The organism is Pseudomonas sp. XP2 (assembly GCF_053557975.1).
On the sequence record NZ_JBNRIK010000004.1, the window covers coordinates 178,109 to 193,127 of the forward strand.

At 61.5% G+C, this 15,019-nt stretch carries 22 protein-coding genes; 20 read left to right on the forward strand and 2 right to left on the reverse strand.

Going from position 1 to position 15,019, the window contains the following annotated elements:
• Positions 1 to 446: 446 nt before the first annotated feature.
• From ACK1VC_RS07160 to ACK1VC_RS07215, 12 genes are all read left to right on the forward strand, one after another.
• A complete protein-coding gene (locus ACK1VC_RS07160; protein WP_449117924.1) occupies positions 447 to 866 on the forward strand; it encodes a hypothetical protein in 420 nt (139 codons plus the stop codon).
• The gene (locus ACK1VC_RS07165) at positions 863 to 1,066 is read left to right on the forward strand and encodes a hypothetical protein (RefSeq protein ID WP_449117925.1); all 204 of its coding nucleotides are present in this window, start codon (positions 863 to 865) and stop codon (positions 1,064 to 1,066) included. The genes ACK1VC_RS07160 and ACK1VC_RS07165 overlap by 4 nt, the downstream gene beginning before the upstream one ends.
• Positions 1,063 to 1,278: a hypothetical protein gene (locus ACK1VC_RS07170; protein WP_449117926.1), complete on the forward strand. Its 216-nt coding sequence runs from the start codon at positions 1,063 to 1,065 to the stop codon at positions 1,276 to 1,278. Before ACK1VC_RS07165 ends, ACK1VC_RS07170 begins: the two co-directional genes overlap by 4 nt.
• Positions 1,279 to 1,552: 274 nt before the next feature.
• Entirely contained in the window at positions 1,553 to 1,858 is a 306-nt protein-coding gene (locus tag ACK1VC_RS07175; RefSeq protein ID WP_028697931.1) for a hypothetical protein, read from the forward strand.
• A gap of 187 nt (positions 1,859 to 2,045) precedes the next feature.
• Positions 2,046 to 3,170 carry a hypothetical protein gene (locus tag ACK1VC_RS07180; RefSeq protein ID WP_449117927.1) on the forward strand — a complete coding sequence of 375 codons (1,125 nt, stop codon included), beginning with the start codon at positions 2,046 to 2,048 and terminating at the stop codon, positions 3,168 to 3,170.
• Between the two features lie 7 nt (positions 3,171 to 3,177).
• Entirely contained in the window at positions 3,178 to 4,122 is a 945-nt protein-coding gene (locus tag ACK1VC_RS07185) for a recombinase RecT (protein WP_029885837.1), read from the forward strand.
• A complete protein-coding gene (locus tag ACK1VC_RS07190; protein ID WP_029885838.1) occupies positions 4,109 to 4,738 on the forward strand; it encodes a lambda exonuclease family protein in 630 nt (209 codons plus the stop codon). The genes ACK1VC_RS07185 and ACK1VC_RS07190 overlap by 14 nt, the downstream gene beginning before the upstream one ends.
• On the forward strand, positions 4,735 to 5,247 hold the full coding sequence (locus ACK1VC_RS07195; protein ID WP_029885839.1) for a hypothetical protein: 513 nt from the start codon (positions 4,735 to 4,737) through the stop codon (positions 5,245 to 5,247). Before ACK1VC_RS07190 ends, ACK1VC_RS07195 begins: the two co-directional genes overlap by 4 nt.
• 249 nt (positions 5,248 to 5,496) lie before the next feature.
• Positions 5,497 to 6,048, forward strand: coding sequence for a hypothetical protein (locus tag ACK1VC_RS07200; protein WP_029885840.1), 552 nt, complete (start codon positions 5,497 to 5,499; stop codon positions 6,046 to 6,048).
• A 365-nt stretch (positions 6,049 to 6,413) separates the two neighbouring features.
• Positions 6,414 to 6,839: a hypothetical protein gene (locus ACK1VC_RS07205; protein WP_060489023.1), complete on the forward strand. Its 426-nt coding sequence runs from the start codon at positions 6,414 to 6,416 to the stop codon at positions 6,837 to 6,839.
• 83 nt (positions 6,840 to 6,922) lie between these two features.
• Positions 6,923 to 7,273 (forward strand): hypothetical protein, encoded by a 351-nt coding sequence (locus ACK1VC_RS07210; protein WP_016711325.1) that lies wholly within the window; start codon positions 6,923 to 6,925, stop codon positions 7,271 to 7,273.
• Between the two features lie 18 nt (positions 7,274 to 7,291).
• The gene (locus tag ACK1VC_RS07215) at positions 7,292 to 8,215 is read left to right on the forward strand and encodes a DNA cytosine methyltransferase (RefSeq protein WP_121757583.1); all 924 of its coding nucleotides are present in this window, start codon (positions 7,292 to 7,294) and stop codon (positions 8,213 to 8,215) included.
• A gap of 47 nt (positions 8,216 to 8,262) precedes the next feature.
• Here the strand turns inward: ACK1VC_RS07215 and ACK1VC_RS07220 are convergent, their stop codons facing one another.
• A complete protein-coding gene (locus ACK1VC_RS07220) occupies positions 8,263 to 8,562 on the reverse strand; it encodes a hypothetical protein (protein ID WP_049274152.1) in 300 nt (99 codons plus the stop codon).
• Positions 8,563 to 8,743: 181 nt separating this feature from the next.
• On the opposite strand from ACK1VC_RS07220, the gene ACK1VC_RS07225 reads away from it, so the two are divergent.
• From ACK1VC_RS07225 to ACK1VC_RS07255, 7 genes are all read left to right on the forward strand, one after another.
• Entirely contained in the window at positions 8,744 to 9,082 is a 339-nt protein-coding gene (locus ACK1VC_RS07225; protein ID WP_200929256.1) for a hypothetical protein, read from the forward strand.
• On the forward strand, positions 9,079 to 9,432 hold the full coding sequence (locus tag ACK1VC_RS07230) for a DUF4884 domain-containing protein (protein WP_137137336.1): 354 nt from the start codon (positions 9,079 to 9,081) through the stop codon (positions 9,430 to 9,432). The genes ACK1VC_RS07225 and ACK1VC_RS07230 overlap by 4 nt, the downstream gene beginning before the upstream one ends.
• Positions 9,429 to 10,007 carry a hypothetical protein gene (locus ACK1VC_RS07235; RefSeq protein ID WP_449117928.1) on the forward strand — a complete coding sequence of 193 codons (579 nt, stop codon included), beginning with the start codon at positions 9,429 to 9,431 and terminating at the stop codon, positions 10,005 to 10,007. The genes ACK1VC_RS07230 and ACK1VC_RS07235 overlap by 4 nt, the downstream gene beginning before the upstream one ends.
• Positions 10,004 to 10,189 (forward strand): hypothetical protein, encoded by a 186-nt coding sequence (locus ACK1VC_RS07240; protein WP_191087556.1) that lies wholly within the window; start codon positions 10,004 to 10,006, stop codon positions 10,187 to 10,189. The genes ACK1VC_RS07235 and ACK1VC_RS07240 overlap by 4 nt, the downstream gene beginning before the upstream one ends.
• A 56-nt stretch (positions 10,190 to 10,245) precedes the next feature.
• A complete protein-coding gene (locus ACK1VC_RS07245) occupies positions 10,246 to 10,983 on the forward strand; it encodes a metallophosphoesterase (RefSeq protein WP_232555113.1) in 738 nt (245 codons plus the stop codon).
• Between the two features lie 14 nt (positions 10,984 to 10,997).
• Positions 10,998 to 11,174, forward strand: a complete 177-nt coding sequence (locus tag ACK1VC_RS07250; protein ID WP_449117929.1) for a hypothetical protein — start codon at positions 10,998 to 11,000, stop codon at positions 11,172 to 11,174.
• A gap of 169 nt (positions 11,175 to 11,343) precedes the next feature.
• A complete protein-coding gene (locus ACK1VC_RS07255; protein WP_173880158.1) occupies positions 11,344 to 12,528 on the forward strand; it encodes an Arm DNA-binding domain-containing protein in 1,185 nt (394 codons plus the stop codon).
• An 84-nt stretch (positions 12,529 to 12,612) separates the two neighbouring features.
• Here ACK1VC_RS07255 and ACK1VC_RS07260 read toward each other — a convergent pair whose 3' ends face one another.
• Positions 12,613 to 13,560 carry a LysR substrate-binding domain-containing protein gene (locus ACK1VC_RS07260; RefSeq protein ID WP_016486431.1) on the reverse strand — a complete coding sequence of 316 codons (948 nt, stop codon included), beginning with the start codon at positions 13,558 to 13,560 and terminating at the stop codon, positions 12,613 to 12,615.
• Positions 13,561 to 13,661: 101 nt separating this feature from the next.
• Between ACK1VC_RS07260 and ACK1VC_RS07265 the strand changes: the two genes are divergently transcribed.
• Complete coding sequence (locus tag ACK1VC_RS07265) at positions 13,662 to 14,975, forward strand: L-fuconate dehydratase (protein ID WP_191087552.1); 1,314 nt, start codon at positions 13,662 to 13,664, stop codon at positions 14,973 to 14,975.
• Positions 14,976 to 15,019 lie beyond the last annotated feature (44 nt).

A 15,019-nucleotide genomic window follows, 5' to 3' on the forward strand; every position in this document is an offset into this window, starting at 1 on the left:
CACCAGCAGGCCCGATGATCCTTTAGCGGGGCTCATCGGAAAGCGCATGGAATCGTCCGGATCAAATGTCGTTACCGGCCATGCGCTTCCCGATGCATCCCGCATCCCAACTGGAGTACCACATGCTCCTTCTCATCCTGATCGGCGCAGCGCTCAGCAACATGAGGCCAGAACCTCACCCTGAAAGCAGCCTGCCAACCGGTCCACTGCGCGCACATCGAGAGCGCTGGCGTACTAGATAGGGGCTGCTGCTGTTCTGGCATCGGTAGTCCCGCCCAAAACCCTAGACATGCAGAAAGCCCGGGAATCTCGGGCTTTCACTTTGAGCATCACCTTCCCTTCACATACGACCGCATTGGCAGGCGCCAGGCCACCTTTCACGGTGGGTTTGGTCACCTTCGCCTGGCTCCTGACCAATGCGGCCGCACAACCACAAGGAGGACGCCATGGGCGCACTTCGAGCAGCACAATGGCGGTATGACCATGCTGAGCCGGAAGACGACTCAGCGCATCAGGAAGCGGCGCAGAACTGGATCGAGAGCAAGGCCGAGGAGCTGGTGGGCGGCTGCGACGTGCTGATCCCGCAACGCTTCGGCGGCCCGGTTGGCGTCCGCCAAGAACAGTTCGTGGCCAAGCTGGCCGAACACCTTCGCGCCCTGCAAGAGGCAGAGAAGGACGACCTCAACGCTCTGGCCCTGATGCTGCTTCAAGCACAGGCCGGTGGGCCGGTGAAAAGCATGGTCCCCGACATCCTCGGCCCAAGCTATCACGTCGGCGGCAAGATTTTCGAAATCGCCGAGTCGATGCTTGAAGGGTACGCCGAACAAGGTGTTCAGCACGACGCTGACCTGGCGAATGAGCCATGAGCCCTCACAGCTTGGCAGTCAGCGCCATCGAGGCCGCAATCGAGACGATGCTTCTGCCGGGCTCAGGTCCGGTGGAGGATGCGAAAGCCGAGACGATGGTGGTCGCCTACTTCTCTCTTCTGGCCATCGACTCCAACGAGTTCAAACACTACTGCGAGCGCATCCGGCGTATTGCCGTTCGGCGCAAGGAGGCTGCATGACTACGCCAATCTTCATGTCGATCGTTGACGAGCAGGTGGCAGAGGTCGCCCAGGCGGTGCCAGATGACCGCATCCTTCTGGTGTTCAAGGGCCTGACCATGGAGGACGCCATGAATCAGGCGCGCATGGCCCACATCGAGAACCCTGCGGCTTGGTCGGGCCGTGCCTACCTCTGCGGCATGTGCACGCTGGCCTATGAGGTTCTGGCATGAGAAACCGCTTCCCCGGGACCTGCTACCGCTGCGGCGGTCACGTTGCCAAGGGCGCCGGCCACTTCGAGCGCTATCAGGGTGGATGGCGAACACAACACGCCGACTGCGCAATCAAAGCGCGAGAGGAACGGCTTAGGAGCCTTCCGCAATGACCAGCTCCCAGCGTTCCCGCCGCATCGCCACCTGGCGCGGCAGCTTCGCCACCCTATTCATCTGCACAGCCTGGATGCTTGCGAGCGCCCTAGCCGGCAACATCACTTCCTGAGGAAATCAAATGAGCAGCATCACATTCAAGGCGCACGACGTTCAGCTTGAGGCCTTCTGCGGCAACACGATGCTGGTAACGGTTGAGGCCGACTTGACCGCAGTTGTCGAAGACATCCCGGTTGCAGATCGACTGCACGATGTTGATCCGGCCGACATCGTAGAAACAGCCGGCCCAGTCAACCTGCTTAATGCCATGGGAGAACAGCATTTCTCTGCATGGGTTGAAGCCAGCGGTGATTTCTACGAAGCCCTGAATGCCATCGGCATCGAGCGAATTCAGGAATGGATCAGCGACTACACCAGCGGCGAATGATCCCCTGACCCGAATCACGTAGCCGAGCACGGCGGCCCTTCGGGATAACCGTACCCCTTCGGGAGCGTAAGCGGCGAGAGCGCGCAACCATCCACCGCAGCCAGGGCCTGGAGCGTACCTCCGTGCCTGGGTGACCTGGCATTTCCCTATTCCAACTGACGGCGCCGGCCTGGCGCGAGGTTTTCTAATGTCCGCAGAACAGAAACTGATCGCGATCGAAGAGATCAGCGAAGACAACGCCCCGGCCATCTACGTGGCCGGTGGCCTTCAGCAATTCATCGACCTGGTTAAGGGTGAGGTACTGGGCGAAGTGCCCGATCTGAAAACCCGCAAGGGCCGCGAGCGCATCGCCAGCCTGGCTGCAAAGGTCAGCAAGTCTAAGACCGCGGTCGAGAAGCCGGGCCGCGACTACCTGCGCCGCCTCAAGGAAATGCCGAAGGTGGTCGAGGCTGAGCTACGCGAGTTCGTGACCAAGATGGACGCGCTGCGGGACGAAACGCGCCGCCCGCTCACCGAGTGGGAAGCAGCCGAGGACGCCCGCATTGATCGCCACAACGACCGCCTGGACTGGATGCGCAACCGTGACGATGGCCTGGATGCGTTGGAGGCAGCGGACATCAAGGATCGCATCGCCTCTGTCGAAGAGGTGGTTATCGGGCCTGAGTGGGAAGAGTTCGAGGCTGAAGCCGCTCGCGAGAAGGATAAAGTCCTGAATACCTTGCGTGCCGGCCTGGCCAAGCGCGAGAAGTATGACGCCGAGCAAGCCGAGTTGGCCCGCCTGCGCCGCGAAGCAGAAGAACGCGCCGAGCAGGACCGCATCAGGCTGGCACAAGAGGCCGCTGTCGAGGCCGAGCGCCTGCGCGTGGCCCAGCAGCAGCAAGCAGAACGCGAAGCCGCAGCCCGCCGCGAGCAGGAACTGCTTGACCAGGCCGCTGCGCAAGAGCGCGAAGCTGAGAATCAGCGCCTGCAGCTCAAGTTGCAGGCCGAGCAAGCAGAGCGCGCCAGGATTCAGGCTGAGGCTGACCGCGTTGCCGCCGAGCAGCGGATGGAGCAGGAACGCCAGGCCGCCTCCCGCCGGACTGAAGAAGCAGCCGAGCAGGCCCGCCAGGAAGAACGCCGCCGGGCCGATGCGGCAGCAGCCGAAATCCTGCGCCAGCAAGAAGCTCGCGAATCCGACAAGGCGCACCGGGCCAGCATCAACCGCGCCGCCCTGGAGGCCTTCATGGCCGAGGGCATGCCTGAAGCCTGCGCCAAGCAAGCGGTCACCCTGATCGCGCAGCGCAAGATCCCGAACATCGCCATTTCCTACTGAGGTCGCCATGAGCCAGGCAGTAGCCATCATCTCGCAGGACATTTACGCGCAGCGGAACCAGTTCGCCAATGTGCTGACTGACCGCTCGCTGAACTTCGAGCGCGAGGCCGAATTCGCCATCCAGGTGATCACCTCGAGCGAGTACGCCACCAAGGTGGCAATGCAGAACAGGCAGTCGGTGGCCAACGCGATCACCAACATCGCCGCAATCGGCATCAGCCTGAACCCGGCCAAGAAACAGGCCTACCTGGTACCTCGAGACGGCCGCATCTGCTTGGACATCAGCTACATCGGCTTGATGGACCTGGCCATGTCGACCGGCGCAATCCGCTGGGCCCAGGCTGAACTGGTCTACGCCGCAGACGCTTTCAGCCTGAACGGCTTCGACAAACCGCCGACCCATTCCTACAACCCGTTCGCCAAGGATCGCGGCGAGGTTATCGGCGTGTACGTGGTGGTCAAGACAGCCGACGGCGACTACCTGACCGAAACGATGAGCATAGAGGATGTGAACGCCATCCGGGACAGGTCCAGCGCTTGGAAGGCTTGGGTCAGCAAGAACAAATCCTGCCCATGGGTCACCGACCCGGGCGAGATGGCCAAGAAGACCGTAGTGAAGCGCGGTTACAAGTACTGGCCGAAGACTGAGCGCCTGGAGCAGGCGATTCACCATTTGAACACGGACGGTGGTGAGGGTCTGGCCAGCCTGGCTGGCTCGGCACCCACCGACCCCGAGATGGTGAACAACTGGATTGCACTGGCACAGAAGGCCGGCAGCCTAGAAGCACTGACCGATGTGTATCAGCAGGGAACCGCAGCCATGAAGCAGGCAAAGGATGCAACCGGACACGCTCGCTTCAAGGCCGAGGTCACCAAGCGCGCCGACGCCATCAAGGCAGAGGCGGCGCCCATCGAAGGCGAATCTGAGGAGGTGTTAGATGGAGCAGCGTAGCGCTGAATGGTTCGCGGCACGCCTTGGGTGTGTGACCGCCAGCCGGGTGAAAGACGTTATGGCAAGCGGCCGAGGTGGCGCGCCATCTGCGACCCGCAAGAACTACATGATGGAGCTGCTGTGCGAGCGCCTCACCGGCCAGCAAAGCGGACCTGACCTGTCCAACAAGCCTGCCGTGCAGCGCGGCGTCGAGCTTGAGCCGTTTGCCTGCATGGCCTACGAGGCCGACAAAGGCCTGATGGTGGTCGAAACCGGCCTGGTCATGCATCCGACAATTGCTGGCTTTGGTGCGTCACCGGATGGTTTGGTAGGCGACGATGGCGTGCTGGAGATCAAGTGCCCAAACACTGCGACCCACATCGCCACCATGCAATCTGAGCGTCACGACCCGCAGTACGAGTGGCAAATGCTGGCCCAGATGGCCTGCACCGGCAGGGCCTGGGCAGACTTCGTCAGCTACGACGACCGCTTGCCAGAACCGCTTCAGTACGTTTGCCACCGCTTTGAGCGCGACTTCAAGCGCATCCGCGAGATGGAGTCAGAGATCAAGGTGTTTCTGGAAGAGCTCAGCGACCTGGAAAAGGAGATGCGCGAGCGAATGAAGGAGGCAGCATGAACCAATCAATCGACCTGGAGGCCGCAAAAGCGGCCTTCTTCGCATCTGGCGGCCAGCTTGTGGTGCTGGAGGGCTTCACCTACCGCCCGCTACCGCAGCGCAAGCATCCTGAGCCGAAACCAAAGAGGCTTAAGCCGGCGTCTCCCGCAAAGGAACACCCTCAACAGACACGTGCCAAGGCTCGCGCTGCACAGGTATCCGAGCTTGCCAAGACCATGACCTGTGGCGAGGTGGCTGAGCTCCTCGGAGAAACCAAGACCGCTCTATGGGGTGTCGCAGCGAGGGGAGGATTCAGGTTCTTCAGTCCGCCGAAACCGACCAGACCGGAGAAGGTAAAGGCCGAGCCGAGTCAGGAAGATCGCGACCTCGCCGACAAGATCATAGCCCTGCGTGATTCCGGCATGTCCCGGTGGGGCGTGACACTGGAGCTAGGCATTGGAAACTGCAGATTCGCCCGCATCCTCGCTGCGTTCGACATCGACTTCCCGCTCCAGCGGAATCGGGGGTAGGCCATGATCGCCACCATGTCTCAGCCTGTGCCAGCCGTGAAGTACGCGGCCGCCATGGCCAGATCCACTGGTCAGCCTTGGGGCGTATACCGAGGAAACAAGCGTCTACTGGTGGTTATGCCGTCTGGCTCGACGAAGAAAACGCCCATTGAGGTGTGCCACCCATGAGACGCATCCAGAAGCTCACGCAGCAGCGTCGCCGCCAGCTGCACATACACATCCCGCCCAGCGGAATCATGGAGGCGCCGTATGGCGATGTCACCCAGGGAACGCGACGAGAAGCGCCGCGCCAAAGCCGAACGGTTACAGGAAGAAGACCTGCGCTTGAAGGTTCGACCAGGGACTAAACAGGCCCTGCTGGAGCTGATGGAGTGGGCCGGCATCGAGGAACAGGGCGAGGCGATGACGCTGATGATTCATCACATCGAAGCGCTCGGGCATCACGCATTATTCAGGATTACGCGCCACGAAATCGAAGCTCACCGATCTGTGGCGCGGTCTGAACCGCTGCGGCTGTCAGCCAGGAAACGAACCGGCCAGCACCTGCGAGCGATATGCGGCTGGGCGGACGCCACTTACAGCCAGATGATCGAGGCGCTGATCCACGGCATCCACGCTCTGGGCAGGCTGCACGCAGCGAAGTTTCTCACCCCGCCACGGCATGAAATCAGCATATCGCCCCGCATGGCCATGGCCTTCGACCGGAAGAGCATGCTGATGATTCAGCAGGATCCAGGGGATGAGGTTATCCAGCCTATGGCAATGAGGGGTCTGGCTGGTATGGCCCAAGAACTTTGTTGATGTTTGGCCAGACTAGGTAGGCCTTCCAGTTCTCATTGTCGTTTGAGCAGTAAACCAGGAATTCGCTACTGCTATCCCTGCTGACTCTGTATCTGATGATGCCGCAGCTTTTTACCTTGGCTTGAGCCAACGACGAGGAGATTGCGGTGTTGTATTCCCAGTTCCAATCGCCTGGATACTTGTCCTCTACAGATTCAGCTTGGGCTCCAAACGGAAGCAGCAGCGCTGCCAATACCAGAAACCTCTTCAATCCAGCACCTCCATGGCCCGGCCCCATGCCGGTCACCCGTAATACCCCATCCCAAACCAAATTGCCACCATGCCGCCACCAGCACGGAGGGCGGCGCATGCTCAGGAGATTCCGCATGCAGAACATCCCGCCCCGCCCGACAGCCGACAAGGCAATGATCCTGGAAGCCTGCAAGGTGGTAGCAGAGAAGCTGGACGGCGCCGACGCCGAGACGATCGCCCAGCACTACCGACGCCACATGGATGGCTTCGAACTGGCGAAGGAGCTCGACAAATACGCCTACTGGGACACCACCAGGGATGACATGGAAGCGCTGGATGAAGTCGATGCCCTGGTTGATCAGGCGGAGCGTAAGGCCGTGAAAGCATGGGCTGAAGAGCATAACCCACAACCTCCGCTGCCTATTGGAACTCGCATCACGCAGGGCGTAATCACTGGAATCTACGATTACGAGCCAGCCACCTACCGGGTCAAGGAAGATGGCTGCACCAACGACAGCCGGAGCCTTCTGATCAAGTTCGAGAACGCTGTCGCCGCCTGACCCTCCGGCGCTGCCCGCCAGCGCCTTCCCCTCTCAAACGATGAACGCCTCCCCGGAGAGGGCGGCGCCTGCCTGGAGACACCATGAAGGTTCAGATCAGGACGCTCTACAAGTGCGGCTTCTGTGGCGACATCCACGACGATGAAGATGGAGCCCGGGAGTGCTGCCAGCCAGAAGTGGAGGAGATGTTCGAATGCCCGGTATGCAAGACCATCCATGACGGCGAGGACGAAGCGCGCTTGTGCTGCGAAAGCGACTCGATCAAGTGCCCATCCTGCTACAGGGACCATTCATCCATCACGCTGTCGTTCCAGGCAATCAAGATCGCCGGCCACTGCACCACCTGCAACCCGATGTTCACCATCGACCAGCAGCAGGCCATTCAGGACCTGCATTACCACGAGACCGGGCGCCGCGAGCACCTGTTCGACTGATCCTCGACCGAGACCACTATGACCACAGCAATCGACCTGTTCGCCGGCCTCGGCGGATGGAGCACCGGCGCGCGCGCCGCAGGCGTCCAGGTTCTCTGGGCGGCAAACCACTGGCCAGATGCCGTGAAATGGCATGCAGCCAACCATCCCAACACCGAGCATGTCTGCCAGGATCTGCACCAGGCTCGCTGGGAGCAGGTACCTGCTCACGACATCCTGCTCGCTTCGCCGTGTTGCCAGGGGCACGCCAAGGCCCGCGGGAAGAAATCGGGGAACCCTGAGCATGACGCATCGCGCTCGACGGCCTGGGCGCCGGTAGCGGCCCTTGAGTTCCACCGGCCGCAGGCAGCCATCATCGAGAACGTACCGGAGTTCACCGACTGGGTGCTCTACCCGGCTTGGTTGCAAGCCATCCAGGCGCTGGGGTATCAGGCAGCGCCGCACATCGTGGACTGCGCTGACCTCGGTGTGCCGCAGCACCGGGTGCGCCTGTTCATGGTCCTGACGCGCAGCAAGGCCCCGCTGATGCTGCAGCTGCCGCAGGAACGGCATGTGTCAGCCGCCAGTTTCCTCGACTTCGACGCCGGGCGCTGGTCACAGATCGAGAAGCTAGGCCGGGCCCAGGCCACGCTCGACCGAGTGCGCAACGGGCGCCAACGCTTCGGAGATCGCTTCATCATGCCCTACTACGGCAAGGGCTCCGGCACCACCGGCCGCGACATCAACCGGCCGATCGGCACCATTACCACCCTAGACCGATGGGCTCTGGTCGACGGCGACCGCATGCGGATGCTCAGCGCCAGCGAGGCCCTGGCCGCGATGTCATTCCCAGCTGACACCCTACGGCCGGACAATCACCGGCTGACCATGCACATGGCCGGCAATGCGGTACCACCGCTGGCCGGTCAGCGAGTCATCGAGGCCTTGATGAAGGCCGCATGACCGAAAGAGCACATCTGTACTCCATCCAGCTGTAACCCCTCTCCCAATTATTTCGAGGCGGCGATTCGATCAGCGGCGGGAGGGCCATCAGAGGCAATACGGCGAGCACGACCAACCCCCCAGGCCAGAGCTCGAGTCATCGACTCCCCTGGTCGCGAATCGAAGGCCTCCTCATGGATAGCCATACCGCTAGGGGCATAAACCCCGATGAACATCTGCGTCGTACCTCCCCGCGACAGTCGCACCTGAACATCAATATGCGTTCCATCGCTGAGGGTTTCGTCGTGAGTACGGTGGTGAAGCGTTGGATCAGCCCACCCCCAAAAAACCTCACCGCGAATCCTCATGTCGACCTCCTACGAGTTTAGTTGTATGCCACAGGTGAACTCTCACCATAGCCAAAGCGAGGCGAGACGCAATCTCGGTATCGCAGCTTGAGAACTGAATCGGACCATCGGCCGATTTTCTTGTACCGAACCCAACCACTTGTACAACTCACTGCCGCGATATGGCGGCCAAGGAATGCCTGTGTCCGAAGTAGACGAACGCGACCTTGAACTGCTCAGGCTGGCCGCCAAGGCCGCAAACCTTGAGATCGAGTCATGCACCTGCCGTGACCCAAAGTGGCCTTTCCGCTTGAAGGGTCAGTCGGGTGTGCGTGCTCACTGGAACCCACTCATCAACGACGGCGACGCCTTGAAGCTGGCGGTTGAGCTACGCCTAGATATAGAGATCAATGCCGGTGGAGTGAACGTCTATAGCGGCGACCTCGACGATGGCCTGTACGAGCCGGTCAACGGAGATCTGGGCGATTGCACACGCCGGGCAATCGTTCGTGTCGCTGCTCAAGTCGGTGAACTGCCATGACCCGCCTCGCCCTCTGTCTCCTGCTGCTGGCCACCCTGGCCGGCTGCCAAGGGGAAGCCGAATCAACCACGCGTGCTGGTTCAGACTTCAAGGTCGACCGGCTATTCAAGGTCGATGGCTGCACCGTTTACCGATTCCACGACGGCGGCCGGGCCCGGTACTTCACCAACTGTGCCGGCTCCACCCAGTGGGAAGAGAGCTGTGGGAAGAACTGCTCGCAACAGAGCGGCGTCACCGGCAGCAACTACCAGGCCGGCAACGAGCGCCAGCTCTCCCCGCACGAAACCCAACCCGAACCTACACCCGCACTGGCGCCTGGGCGCTGGATTGATGAGAGGTATCAGCTGTGAGCAAGATCGATTGGAGCAAGGCGCCTGAATGGGCGGATGGCCACGGCCTGGTCGCCCATCACGGCATCACCGAGGTGTGGATCAACATGAACCAGTACGCTGTGGTCGGTGCCGAGGATCGCGCTTATCCATATGGCGGTGGCACCGGAGAGACACGGCACAACTTCACGCGGGGCCAGGTGCAGTACATCACGGCGCGGCCGGCGCGCTGGGATGGAGAAGGCCTTCCGCCTGTTGGCACACTGGTTGAAGCATCATTCGCCTGCGAAGACTTCGAAAAATGGCACGACGGGGTTTGCGTTGCCGTAGGTGAAGACCCGGAAGGCCGCGAGGACTTCTGCGTGGTTCAGTGCGGCAAGAAGATTGCCATGTATCGAGATGAGGCAAAGCGTGTTCGCCCTCGTCGAACGCCTGAGCAGATCGCGGCGGAACAGCGGAAATCTGCAATCGACCAGATGGCAGCGGATGCCCAGCTGGACTTCAGTGCAGGTGAGCTCCTAACTGCCCGCGAGTATGTCGATTGCGCGATCGCGGCTCTGCACGACGCCGGCTACCGCAAGCAGGTGGCGCCATGATCGAGCAATTCAGCGTGAACGAGCTTGAGGCCATCCTGAAAGGCGTCAAGCCCAACGACCTGCGCGGCGGCGAGACCATCGCCAAGTACCTGCACCGCGAGATCCAGCGCCTGGCCAAGGAGCGCGACAGCCTACGCGAGGATCGCGACGGGATGCTCGAGTCCGGCGCACACCTGCTGTAACCGAACCCCTCCCCCTACTACTCACGCCCGCCGACATGCGCGGGTGAGGATTCTGCATGCTCGAAAACATCGAGGTGGTGCGCATCAAGCGCTTCACCGCAAACACGGCTGGCCGCGATTTCGCGGTCGGCGACATTCATGGGCACTTTACCCGGCTGCAGGCTGCCCTGGACGTAGCCGGCTTCGATCCGAAGGCTGACCGACTGTTCAGCGTCGGCGATCTGGTCGACCGCGGGCCAGAGTGCCGCAACGTGCTCGAATGGCTGGCAAGGCCCTGGTTCCACCCGGTGCGCGGTAACCACGACGACTACGTCTGCAGATTCGATACCTGCGACGTGGACAACTGGGTGTACAACGGGGGCGCATGGTTCGCCGGCCTGTCCTGGGATGAGCAACGCGAGTTCGCCGCCCAGTTCCGCGAGCTGCCGATCGCCATCGAGGTGGAGACGCCCGGCGGCCTGGTCGGTGTCGTGCACGCCGACTGCCCATTCCCGTCCTGGGATCAACTGCGGGCCGCGCTTGAAGCGCCGGAGACTGCCAAGCAGTTGCGCCTGACGCAGAACACCTGCATGTGGTCGCGAAGCCGCATTGAACTGGGCGAGACCGAAGGTGTTGCAGGCGTCCGGGCGCTGGTCGTGGGCCACACGCCGCTGCACAAGCCGGCAGCGCTCGGCAACGTAATCCACATCGACACCATGGGCTGGCGGCCGCAGGACGGCGGGTATTTCACCCTGTTGAACCTGGCCACGCTCGAAACCATCCCGCCCACGCCCGCCAAGCTCAGCTGGGACTGAGCCGGGAGCCATCCATGAACCTGATCGACTGCTACGTCACGAAGATCCTAGGCGAGCCGTACCGCAAGTTCGGCCACTGGTGGGTCGACGTCGAATACAACAGCTGGGGCCGCACCAGCAAAACACGGCTCATGTTCCGCACCGAGGAAGCCGCCCGGGCGGCGCAGGTCGGGCATCACTTCTTGGCCTGAGGAGGCCCATCATGGTCCGATACAAGACCGTGGAACAGTTCTCTCGCGAATCTGGGTACACACCAGACGCCATAAGGACCAAAATCCGCGACGGCAAATGGCCAAAACACATGGTTTGGCGCAAGGCGCCAGACGGAAGAATCCTAATTGACGTTGAGGGGTATTACTCATGGGTAGAGATGGGGGAGGCGTCAGGCCCGCGTCTTCAAGTAGTATCGAAATCACATTCCAATACCAGGGCGTCCGGTGCCGGGAGCGGGTCCAGCTCAAGCCCACCGCCGCTAACCTGAAAAAGGCGGAGCAGCACAAGTCGGCAATCGAGTACGCCATATCAAATGGAACATTCGATTACGCCGCCACATTCCCGCGATCAAAGCGCGCCGCCCAGTTTGCCAGGGCCAGCTCAAACCAGAATATCGGCGTCTACCTGGACGAATGGCTGGAGCGGAAAACGAAGACCTTCAAATCGAGCACCACGGCCCTATACCGGTCAATCATCAGATCGATACTCAAGCCAATGTTTGGGGATCTGTCGCTCGGAGAGCTCAACAAGAAGGTAATCAAGGATCAGTTGTCCGATTACCAGGTTTCGAACAGTAGGCTGACCACAGTTCAGACCTGCTTTCGGTCGGCGCTCAATGACGCAGTAGAGGACGAAATCATTGAGAGCAACCCGCTTTCGGGATGGGCATACAAGAATCGGGAGGAGATCAAGGAGGAGGATGACGTAGATCCGTTCACCCGGGAGGAGCAGGAGGCGCTGCTCAGGGCGGCGCGGGGGGAGACGTGGGCTCAGCTGCAGTTCGCGTTCTGGACGGGCCTTCGTCCTAGTGAGCTAATCGCGCTGGAGTGGGGGGATATTGATTGGATCGCTGGGGAAATCCGAATTGTTCGGGCCAAGACCAGGGCTGCCAAGGTTCCCGAGTCGACCAAAACCGCATCTAGCAGGAGAACGGTTAAGCTGCTTGGCCCTGCAAGAGAGGCGCTGCTCAAGCAGAAGGAACTGACCTTCCTGGCCGGAAAGCATGTGTTCCTGAACACCATCACTGGCGAACCATGGCGACATGCCGGCTACATCTACCGAGTGATTTGGGTTCCCGCAATGAAAAAAGCGGGCGTGCGGTGGCGTCGCCCTTACCAGAGCCGACACACATACGCCTCGATGATGCTCAGCGCTGGCGAAAATCCAATGTGGGTTGCTCAGCAAATGGGCCACAAAGACTGGACCATGATCGCCAAGGTTTATGGTCGCTGGATGCCCTCTGCTGACGTGGGAGCCGGAGGTCGCGCAGAGGCTCTTTTTGCAAGTAATGCCAGCGTTATGACAACATCATCTCTAGACCCCGCGTTGTAAGCCGAAAAGATCAAGTTGCAAAAGCTGGAATGGGTCAGGTCCGGCGACATCGGCGGCAGGCCTCAGGCAGGTGAAAAGGCAGGGTTATTGCGCCCGCAGGTAGCGCAGCAAGGTATCCAGGGCAACCGAGTTGGGCCGCGAGCGCAGGGTCAGCACGCCCAGGTTGGCCATGGCCAGCGGCAGCTCTACCGGCAAAATGGCCACCATGCCATAGCGGGCATAATGCTCGGCTACGTCATTGGGCACCACCGCAATCATCTCGGACGCTTCGAGCATGGCAGTGGTGGCCAGAATCGAGGCGGTTTCAACAATGTCCAGTGACTGCACCATGCCCCCGGCCTGCAGCGCACTTTCAACACGGCGGCGCATCGGGCTGCCGATAGGATGCAGTATCCAGGTCAGGGCCACCAGGTCAGCCAATTGCAACCCGGCCGCCGCCGCCAGAGGGTGCCCGGCGCGGGCAATCACGCGCATCTGCTCACCGCCTTCAAACAGTTCGATGTTCAGGTCCTGGCTGTCGCTCTGGTCTGGCAGGCGGCCTACCACCATGTCGAAGTCGCCGCGCAACAACGCCGGCAGCAAGGTATCGCTGGTGCCCACTTCCAGCGAAATGCGCACCTTGGGATGGTCGCGCTTGTAGGCCAGTACCGCCTTGGTCAGAACGCCGGGCACCGGGCCCATGACGCTGCCCACCCGCACCAGGCCCGAGGCCCCGCGCGCCAGTTCGGCGATTTGTGCCTGGGCATGCTCGAACTCATGTAACGCGTTCTGCGCATAGCGGATCATCACCTCGCCATAAAGCGTTGCTTGCATGCCCCGCGGCAAGCGCTCGAACAAACGCACGCCAAGGCGCTCCTCAAGCTGCTGCAGCAACAGGCTCGCCGCCGGTTGCGTGGTGTGCATCGCGGCGGCGGCACGGCGCAGGTTGCCGAACTCGCCCAGGGCATTGAGCAGCGTGATCTGGCGGCTGGAGATCTTCAATGCGCCGAGGCTGGGTGGCGCCTGGATGGGGTCGAGTGGCAAGCGAGACATATCGAATCCGGTATCGCTGATTAAGAATTGGCGATTATGCCTGTATCGCTCGACAACCTACAGTCAGGTCTCCCAGCGCTTGAGCAGAACAAGAGTCGACCATGAGCATACGTATTACCCACCTGAGCGTTCGCGACATCCGTTTTCCGACCTCGCTGTCGCTGGACGGCTCCGACGCCATGAACAGCGCCCCCGACTATTCGGCAGCCTACGTGGTGCTGCACACCGACGCCGAGGCCCTTGAGGGCCACGGCCTGACGTTCACCATCGGCCGCGGCAACGAGATCTGCGCAGCAGCGGTGCAGTCGCTGGCACCCCTGATCGTCGGCCTCAGCCTCGAAGAAATCACCGCCGACATGGGCGGTTTCTGGCACCGCTTTACCGTCAGCGACAGCCAACTGCGCTGGCTAGGCCCTGAGAAAGGCGTGATCCACCTGGCCACTGCGGCCATCATCAACGCGGTGTGGGACCTGTGGGCCAAGCACGAAGGTAAACCGGTATGGAAACTGCTGGCGGACATGACGCCTGAACAGTTGGTGGGCTGCCTGGACTTCAGCTACGTCACAGACGTGCTCACCCCCGAGGAAGCCATTGCCCTGCTGCGCCGCCAGGCACCGGGTAAGGCCCAACGAGAGGCGCAGATGCTGCGCGAAGGCTACCCCGGCTATACCACCGCGCCAGGCTGGTTGGGTTACAGCGAAGATAAAATGCGCAAACTGGCCCGTGAGGCCGTGGAGGATGGCTGGACCCACATCAAGCAGAAGATCGGCGCCGACCTGGAAGAAGACATACGCCGCGCCAGCATCCTGCGCGACGAAATCGGTTGGGAACGCACCCTGATGATGGATGCCAACCAGGTGTGGGGCGTGGAGGAGTCAGTCGCCAACATGCGCCGCCTGGCCGCCTTCGAACCGCTGTGGATCGAAGAGCCGACCAGCCCGGACGACATTCTCGGCCACGCCACCATTCGCCAGCGCATCGCGCCGATCGGTGTGGCCACGGGTGAGCATTGCCATAACCGGGTCATGTTCAAGCAGATGTTCCAGGCCGGTGCGCTGGATTTCTGCCAGCTGGATGCCGCCCGCCTGGGTGGCCTGAACGAAGTGCTGATCGTGCTGCTGATGGCGGCCAAGTACGACGTGCCGGTTTGCCCGCACGGCGGCGGTGTCGGGCTGTGCGAATATGTGCAGAACATCGCCCTGTTCGACTACATCGCAGTGTCTGCTTCGCTGCACAATCGGGTGCTGGAGTACGTCGATCACCTGCATGAGCACTTCATCGACCCGGTGGTGATCCGCCGTGGGCGCTACATGCCACCGCAACGCCCGGGCTACAGCATCGAAATGCATGCCGACACCCTGGAGCGCTACCAGTACCCCAACGGCGCGGTGTGGCTCGATATCAACCGTTCCTGAACAACACGCCTGGTGTGCCCGCTACGGGCACACCACCAGCACTT

Excerpts from the sequence above, each read along its gene's own strand:
- ACK1VC_RS07260 (WP_016486431.1), bottom strand. The coding sequence starts at position 13,560 with ATGTCTCGCTTGCCACTCGACCCCATCCAGGCGCCACCCAGCCTCGGC.
- ACK1VC_RS07195 (WP_029885839.1), top strand. The coding sequence starts at position 4,735 with ATGAACCAATCAATCGACCTGGAGGCCGCAAAAGCGGCCTTCTTCGCA.
- ACK1VC_RS07215 (WP_121757583.1), top strand. The coding sequence starts at position 7,292 with ATGACCACAGCAATCGACCTGTTCGCCGGCCTCGGCGGATGGAGCACC.
- ACK1VC_RS07180 (WP_449117927.1), top strand. The coding sequence starts at position 2,046 with ATGTCCGCAGAACAGAAACTGATCGCGATCGAAGAGATCAGCGAAGAC.
- ACK1VC_RS07205 (WP_060489023.1), top strand. The coding sequence starts at position 6,414 with ATGCAGAACATCCCGCCCCGCCCGACAGCCGACAAGGCAATGATCCTG.
- ACK1VC_RS07185 (WP_029885837.1), top strand. The coding sequence starts at position 3,178 with ATGAGCCAGGCAGTAGCCATCATCTCGCAGGACATTTACGCGCAGCGG.
- ACK1VC_RS07200 (WP_029885840.1), top strand. The coding sequence starts at position 5,497 with ATGGCGATGTCACCCAGGGAACGCGACGAGAAGCGCCGCGCCAAAGCC.
- ACK1VC_RS07245 (WP_232555113.1), top strand. The coding sequence starts at position 10,246 with ATGCTCGAAAACATCGAGGTGGTGCGCATCAAGCGCTTCACCGCAAAC.
- ACK1VC_RS07220 (WP_049274152.1), bottom strand. The coding sequence starts at position 8,562 with ATGAGGATTCGCGGTGAGGTTTTTTGGGGGTGGGCTGATCCAACGCTT.
- ACK1VC_RS07230 (WP_137137336.1), top strand. The coding sequence starts at position 9,079 with ATGACCCGCCTCGCCCTCTGTCTCCTGCTGCTGGCCACCCTGGCCGGC.
- ACK1VC_RS07265 (WP_191087552.1), top strand. The coding sequence starts at position 13,662 with ATGAGCATACGTATTACCCACCTGAGCGTTCGCGACATCCGTTTTCCG.
- ACK1VC_RS07190 (WP_029885838.1), top strand. The coding sequence starts at position 4,109 with ATGGAGCAGCGTAGCGCTGAATGGTTCGCGGCACGCCTTGGGTGTGTG.
- ACK1VC_RS07165 (WP_449117925.1), top strand. The coding sequence starts at position 863 with ATGAGCCCTCACAGCTTGGCAGTCAGCGCCATCGAGGCCGCAATCGAG.
- ACK1VC_RS07170 (WP_449117926.1), top strand. The coding sequence starts at position 1,063 with ATGACTACGCCAATCTTCATGTCGATCGTTGACGAGCAGGTGGCAGAG.
- ACK1VC_RS07250 (WP_449117929.1), top strand. The coding sequence starts at position 10,998 with ATGAACCTGATCGACTGCTACGTCACGAAGATCCTAGGCGAGCCGTAC.
- ACK1VC_RS07210 (WP_016711325.1), top strand. The coding sequence starts at position 6,923 with ATGAAGGTTCAGATCAGGACGCTCTACAAGTGCGGCTTCTGTGGCGAC.
- ACK1VC_RS07160 (WP_449117924.1), top strand. The coding sequence starts at position 447 with ATGGGCGCACTTCGAGCAGCACAATGGCGGTATGACCATGCTGAGCCG.
- ACK1VC_RS07240 (WP_191087556.1), top strand. The coding sequence starts at position 10,004 with ATGATCGAGCAATTCAGCGTGAACGAGCTTGAGGCCATCCTGAAAGGC.
- ACK1VC_RS07255 (WP_173880158.1), top strand. The coding sequence starts at position 11,344 with ATGGGTAGAGATGGGGGAGGCGTCAGGCCCGCGTCTTCAAGTAGTATC.
- ACK1VC_RS07175 (WP_028697931.1), top strand. The coding sequence starts at position 1,553 with ATGAGCAGCATCACATTCAAGGCGCACGACGTTCAGCTTGAGGCCTTC.